This is a genomic window from Gammaproteobacteria bacterium, from assembly GCA_013151035.1.
Taxonomy (GTDB): Bacteria; Pseudomonadota; Gammaproteobacteria; order JAADJB01; family JAADJB01; genus JAADJB01.
Genome location: JAADJB010000006.1, coordinates 23,637 through 29,788, shown reverse-complemented (window position 1 = coordinate 29,788; position 6,152 = coordinate 23,637). Strand labels below are relative to the sequence as shown.

General features: G+C 45.2%; 6 protein-coding genes. 3 read left to right on the top strand and 3 right to left on the bottom strand.

The window, feature by feature from the left end; translation table 11 throughout:
* Window positions 1–89 precede the first annotated feature (89 nt).
* Genes GXP22_00665 through GXP22_00655 form a run of 3 tightly spaced genes read left to right on the top strand, consistent with a single transcriptional unit; the run spans window position 90 to window position 1,879 of the window.
* Complete coding sequence (locus GXP22_00665) at window positions 90–725, top strand: ATP-binding cassette domain-containing protein (GenBank protein ID NOX07998.1); 636 nt, start codon at window positions 90–92, stop codon at window positions 723–725.
* Complete coding sequence (fetB, locus tag GXP22_00660) at window positions 718–1,503, top strand: iron export ABC transporter permease subunit FetB (GenBank protein ID NOX07997.1); 786 nt, start codon at window positions 718–720, stop codon at window positions 1,501–1,503. Before GXP22_00665 ends, fetB begins: the two co-directional genes overlap by 8 nt.
* 1 nt (window position 1,504) lies before the next feature.
* Window positions 1,505–1,879, top strand: coding sequence for a hypothetical protein (locus GXP22_00655; GenBank protein NOX07996.1), 375 nt, complete (start codon window positions 1,505–1,507; stop codon window positions 1,877–1,879).
* A gap of 6 nt (window positions 1,880–1,885) precedes the next feature.
* Here GXP22_00655 and GXP22_00650 read toward each other — a convergent pair whose 3' ends face one another.
* Genes GXP22_00650 through GXP22_00640 form a run of 3 tightly spaced genes read right to left on the bottom strand, consistent with a single transcriptional unit; the run spans window position 1,886 to window position 6,140 of the window.
* Window positions 1,886–3,814 carry a GGDEF domain-containing protein gene (locus GXP22_00650; GenBank protein ID NOX07995.1) on the bottom strand — a complete coding sequence of 643 codons (1,929 nt, stop codon included), beginning with the start codon at window positions 3,812–3,814 and terminating at the stop codon, window positions 1,886–1,888.
* Between the two features lie 29 nt (window positions 3,815–3,843).
* The gene (locus GXP22_00645; protein ID NOX07994.1) at window positions 3,844–4,377 is read right to left on the bottom strand and encodes a hypothetical protein; all 534 of its coding nucleotides are present in this window, start codon (window positions 4,375–4,377) and stop codon (window positions 3,844–3,846) included.
* Window positions 4,377–6,140 (bottom strand): arginine--tRNA ligase, encoded by a 1,764-nt coding sequence (locus GXP22_00640; protein NOX07993.1) that lies wholly within the window; start codon window positions 6,138–6,140, stop codon window positions 4,377–4,379. The genes GXP22_00645 and GXP22_00640 overlap by 1 nt, the downstream gene beginning before the upstream one ends.
* Window positions 6,141–6,152: the final 12 nt, after the last annotated feature.

Here is a 6,152-nt window from a genome sequence, read left to right as displayed (position 1 = left end):
GGCCGGATATATGGAAGCAATCCTGTCACTGTTAAAGGTTCACAATGTCTTGCAAACTGGGAGGAGACCATATATGCGTACCACGCACCATGTTAAATAAAAAAGTTTTATGGGGAGCATCCATCTTGCTGTTGGTTGATAATCTGGTTAATGAGGTATTGAGTGATGTCAGTTTTGAACTGAAGAAAGCGGAGTGTCTGTCTATCTCGGGACCTTCAGGATCGGGTAAGAGCTGTCTGTTACGCGCCTTGGCTGATCTGGATCCCTATCAGGGGCATGTTGGGTTAAATGGTATCGCATGCAAGGATATAGAGCCGCAACAGTGGCGGCGTAAGGTGGCTTATCTGCCAGCAGAGAGTGCCTGGTGGGGCGAACAAGTGAAGGATCATTTCCTGCATGAGGCTATCGCGGGTCTGGATGCCTTGGGTCTGGATGAGGGTATTATGTCCTGGTCGGTGAGTCGCCTATCCACGGGTGAGCGACAACGTATGGCATTATTGAGGCTGTTGGATAGAGCCCCTGATGTGCTGTTGCTGGATGAGCCAACCGCAAGCCTGGATGCCGATAATATTGCCCGGGTTGAAAGCTTGATTAAATCCTGGCAGCGCCAACACGGTGCCTCGGTGTTGTGGGTGAGTCATTCGGTAGAGCAGATTGCCCGGGTAGCGGATCGTGGGCTAAGGATGCTGGACGGGGGCCTATTGATGGAGGTAGCTAATGATTGATTTGACGCTGATCGATCTCTCGTTAGCCGCAAGCCTGGTCTTGTTACTGGCATGGCTATCATCAAAAATCAGCAAGGATTTATCCCGCCAGGTCTTGATTGCGGCATTAAGAACCACGGTGCAGTTATTTTTGCTGGGGCTGGTTCTGAAGGTAATTTTTAGTACCACGAATCTATTATGGATTACCTTGATGTCGATGGTAATGCTGCTTGTTGCCGGACGTGAGGTGATGGTTCGGCAGGGTCGCAGGTTTTCAGGGTTCTGGAGTTTTGGTGTTGGTACAGCCTCCATGTTTGTCTCCTCTTTCGCCGTTACCCTGTTTGCCTTAGTGTTGATTATCGGTAATCACCCCTGGTATGAGCCGCAATACGCCATTCCTTTATTGGGTATGTTGTTGGGTAATACCATGAATGGTGTCGCTATCGCTATGGATAGACTGACCCAGATGGCATGGCAACGGCGCGGTGAGATTGAGGCGCGTCTTATGTTGGGTGATAGTGAGCGCGAGGCGATTGCTGATATCTGTAAAGAGAGTATCCGCAGTGGTTTAATCCCGATACTGAATGCTATGACCGTGGCCGGTGTTGTCAGCCTGCCGGGTATGATGACCGGGCAGATCCTGGCAGGTGCTGCACCAGAGGATGCGGTGCGTTATCAAATCCTGATTATGTTCCTGATTGCCTCGGGTACCGGGATGGGCACGATGACTGCTGTATGGTTTTCATCAAGGCGTTTGTTTGATGAGCGCCAACGCTTGCGACTGGATCGGCTGAAGTAGAATGCCCTTTGATGAGACGGATGAAATCCATAAAAAGGTTCTTCATATTGCGGATATGTTTGCTATGTATCGAGCCGAGTTGGCGCGTATTTTACATATTCGTTGTGAAGATATTACTGCGTTGGAAGATGGGAGTCTTGATCTGTCGAGTGAATCAGAGACGGGGCAACAGGCTGAATACTGGGTGGCGTTATTTGATTGCATCTATCAACAAAGTGGTGGAGATGAGGTGCGGATGTGTCACTGGTTGCGTGCAACGCACTCTGATCTAAATATGAGCCCATTACTTTATATGGTGGATAATGATGGGCTTGCTGCGTTATTAACAGCTGTACGGCAAAAAAAGAGTCTTATGCGGCTAGATCGTTTGTGCTAGAACGCATTAATTGATGCAAACAGTATTGCGTGTTTGTTTGGCGATATAGAGTAATCTATCTGCTTCATTATAAAGGGCGTCTTTCTCCATTAGTTCGTTAGGAGGACATATTTTTGAACCAATGGAAATAGTGAGGTAGTCTGAAACTTCATTTTGTTTATGTTCGATTTTCAATTGTTCAACACTTTTGCAAATACGCTCTAGTATGTCTTTTGATTGTTCTTTATTCAGGCTATTAAAGATAAGGCCAAATTCTTCACCACCCAGGCGAAAGACATAATCATCTGGCCGGGATAGATTTGATCTTAATGCTGCGGCTGTTCGTGTAAGTGCGGTATCTCCTGCAGGATGACCGTAATGATCATTATATTTTTTAAAGAAATCAACATCAATAATAGCCATGGTAAGATGGGTTTTACGCCTTCTTGCTAATTTAATTTGCAGATCTATTATTTCATCAAATTTCCTGCGATTGTAAAGTGAAGTTAATTTATCCGTAACCGATACCTCTTCAAATCGCATGCGATCCGTAATGTTTTCAAGGATATTGTAATAGCCCCATCCTTCACCTTCATCTTCACTTTTACTTTCACCTTCACCTTCATTATTGATTGGGAAAATGGTTGAGCATAACCATATTTCTTCGCCATCCAGGTTGTTTCGTTTAAAATTTCCTTGCCATGTTTTCCCTGTCTTTAATGATTTTAAAATCTTATCCTGTAATTCATCATGGTCATCTTCGGGTAGAAAAAAGTAACTTTCTTGACCGATAAAATCTTCTTTTACCCCGCCTAGCAAACGGCAAAGTGCATTGCTAATATTGATGATAGCTCCGTTGTTATCAAGAGTGGCCATGAGAACATTTTGGTCGACAAGGGAGTTTCTATTGTTGAGGTTGTGGCGAAATACGCGATATTTCTTATTAATAATGATGCTAAAATACAAGGTAATAGAAACGATGAAGCCAAGAAATATCATTTGGAATATTTCCAGGTATGCTGCATCGTCACTGAGAAGTTGGGCATCTTTCTTAAGAAGAATGTTTTGATTATCAGCCATCTTTTGAAGAATGACGACGAGTTTATTAGAGGTTTTTACGGCTGTGGTGTTAAGTAGATGGCTTGAGCGATTCCAGTCTTTTCCTAGTCGTGAATCAAACATTTTTTTTGGCAGAGGGCTGAATTTTTTTCTAAGTGCCTTGATTTCATTTAACAGGCTTTGTTCGAAAGGCGTAAGGTATTGAGCTAGTTCATTCAGCTTGTCATAACTCGTTGTGTTTTTACTCCAGTGTGATTCAAAGGAAGATTTAAATCTTGGTTCAGCAGATAATAAAAATGCTCTAATATCGGCCAGTGAGATTGCAAAAGAACCACGAAAATCAGCCATTGTAATTAGAATCTGTATACGCTTGGCTGAGCTCTCCTGGCTTTTGTTGAAATCAATCATTTTAGTAATGTTGTTGGTTATCGAAGCAGCAATGGGCGCGGCTGAGGTAAGAAGGATTTCAGATGAGCGGATATTTTCTGCTTTATGTGTAAGCAGCTCGATATTTAATTGTTCGGTTTCCAGTTGATCCAGAAGCGCTGTTACTATAGATAAACGCTCTATGTTTTCAAGGTTGGTCCACTTTTTTGAGAGTTTAACTAATTGTTTTTGATCTTGACGGATGGTTTGCCACGCATCTCGCCGAGCTATAATAAAGCGTTCTTCTTTAATAAGCATCCAGCCACGCAGGGCTGCTAGAGAGGTGTTAATCGCGGTATTGATGGATGCGCTGGCTTTGGCAGTAGGCACTCGTAAAGAGGTGATTCGATGTGAGTCAGATTCGATTTTTGCAAGTTGACGATTGCTGGCAATCATCAATATGGTGAATAATATGATTACTGTGAAAAAACTTATATTGACCAGTGTGTTGATATGTAACTTATTAATCATAAGTATTTTAACTCCGCTCCTGAATCATCCTACTTTTTAATCCTGAGTAGAATCGGCTCAATCTTCATCGCTTGTAATTTCTGTTGTGTCTGGTCGATATCCAGTTGATTATTATAAGGGCCTGCCTGTACCCGATGCCAGGTCTTGCCGTCGGCTGTGGTTGCGGTGTTGATGGTGGTCACAATGCCTGAAAATGCCAGTTGTGCCTTGAGTTTATCGGCCTGGGCATAGGTCTTGAATGATCCGGCCTGTAACAGGTATTGGCTGCTACTCTTTTGATCCGCTTGATTGCTATCCGGCTTAAAAAGATCAAAGCTCTCTTCGGGCAGGAGCTCATAAAAATCAAAGCGTGACTTGTTGCTCTGCTTATTTGAAGAGCTTTTCTTTTTGCTGCTATCAGCGGTGGGTTTTTTCTGTATGGCGGGTGCTTGCTTCTGTTCTTGTAGATAAAGCAGAAGGGTGCTGAACAATGCGATCAGTATAACGGCGACCAGCCATAGCCAGCCGGATATTGGCTTCTTGCTTTTTTTATTACGCGCCCGGTTTTTGTAGTCGTGTGCCATTACATTTTATCGGGTGCGGAGACACCGAGAAGATTAAGGCCGTTTCTTAATGCAATGCGTGTTGCCTGTATCAGGTTCAGGCGGGCATCGCGTAGATCAGGGTTGTCCCCGGTGAGGAAGATGTGGGCATTGTAATAGGTGTGAAAATCTTGTGCCAGGGCGCGTAAAAAGTGTGCTAGTTGATGGGGTTCATATTGCGTTGCTGCAAGTTCTATGGCCTCAGGGTAACGCGAGAGCTTGATGATTAAATCCTGTTCATGGTCTTCCTGTAGCAGCGCCAGATTTTTTTCACCATTGGCCTGATCCCAACACCAACTTTTTTCTTCCATCTGACGCATAACGCTCATGATGCGTGCATGGGCATACTGAATATAGTAGACCGGGTTTTCATTGGATTGTGATTTGGCAAGATCGAGGTCAAAGTCGAGGTGTTGTTCACATTTGCGCATAACATAAAAGAATCGCGCGGCATCATTGCCGACTTCATTGCGTAGTTCGCGCAGGGTTACAAATTCACCGGAACGGGTGGACATCTTCATTCTTTCGCCACCTTGATAGAGGATGGCGAATTGCACCAGCAATACATCAAGCTGATCTGGGTTATCACCAACGGCCTGCATAGCGGCCTTTACTCGGGGTATATAGCCGTGATGATCGGCACCCCAGATATCAATTATTTTACTAAACCCACGTTCCAGTTTATTGATGTGGTAGGCAATGTCCGAGGCAAAATAGGTGCTCTGACCATTGTCGCGCACAACGACGCGATCCTTTTCATCACCGAAAGCAGTGGAGCGAAACCACAACGCACCGTTTTTCTCGTAGATGTAATCCTTTTCCTGCAGGCGTTCAATGATGGCTTGTACCTGACCACTCTCGGTTAACCTGCGTTCAGAGAACCATTCCTGATAATCAACGCCGAATTCATGCAGATCCTGACGAATATTATCCAGGATGGTATTCAGTCCAAGATCAAATAGCAGGCGATAATCATCGGCACCTAACAAATCCTTGATGCGCTGAATGAGCCCATCAATATGTAGCTCCTTATCACCGCCATCCTTTTCATCAGCGGCTATGTCCTTGAAGACATCGCTGGCAGGGTGAGCGAATTTTGTATTGTTTTCACGATGCAGGGTCGCTGCAATATCCCACACATAGTCACCCTGGTAGCCGTTATCAGGGAAGTTGATCTCTTCACCGGATAGATCCAGATAGCGCAGATAGACACTGGCAGCGAGGATATCCATCTGTCGACCGGCATCATTGACATAATATTCACGTTGTACCTGATAGCCTACCGCCTCTAGCAAGTCGGCTACAGCTGCACCATAGGCGGCACCACGACCATGACCGACATGCAAAGGCCCGGTTGGATTAGCCGAGACAAATTCCACCTGAATGGACTGGCCATGACCCTGTTCACTACGACCAAAGGACTGATCCTGTTGCAGGGCACGGGTGATGATATCGTGATAGGCGGTGTTGTGGAGAAAGAAATTAATAAACCCCGGGCCAGCGATATCGACCTTGATGACCAGCTCAGATGAGGGCAGTGCCGCGACCAGTTTTTCGGCAACTACGCGCGGTGCACAACGGGCAGGCTTTGCTAACATCATCGCCAGGTTGCTGGCGAAATCACCATGACTACGATCTTTGGTATGTTCAATGTTGATGGTGACGTTTAGGTTGGCAGGTAATTCATCCTGTGCCTGAAGGGTGTTGAGTGCGTCCTGGAGGAGTTTTTGTAAGTGATTTTTCATAGATGGGTATTA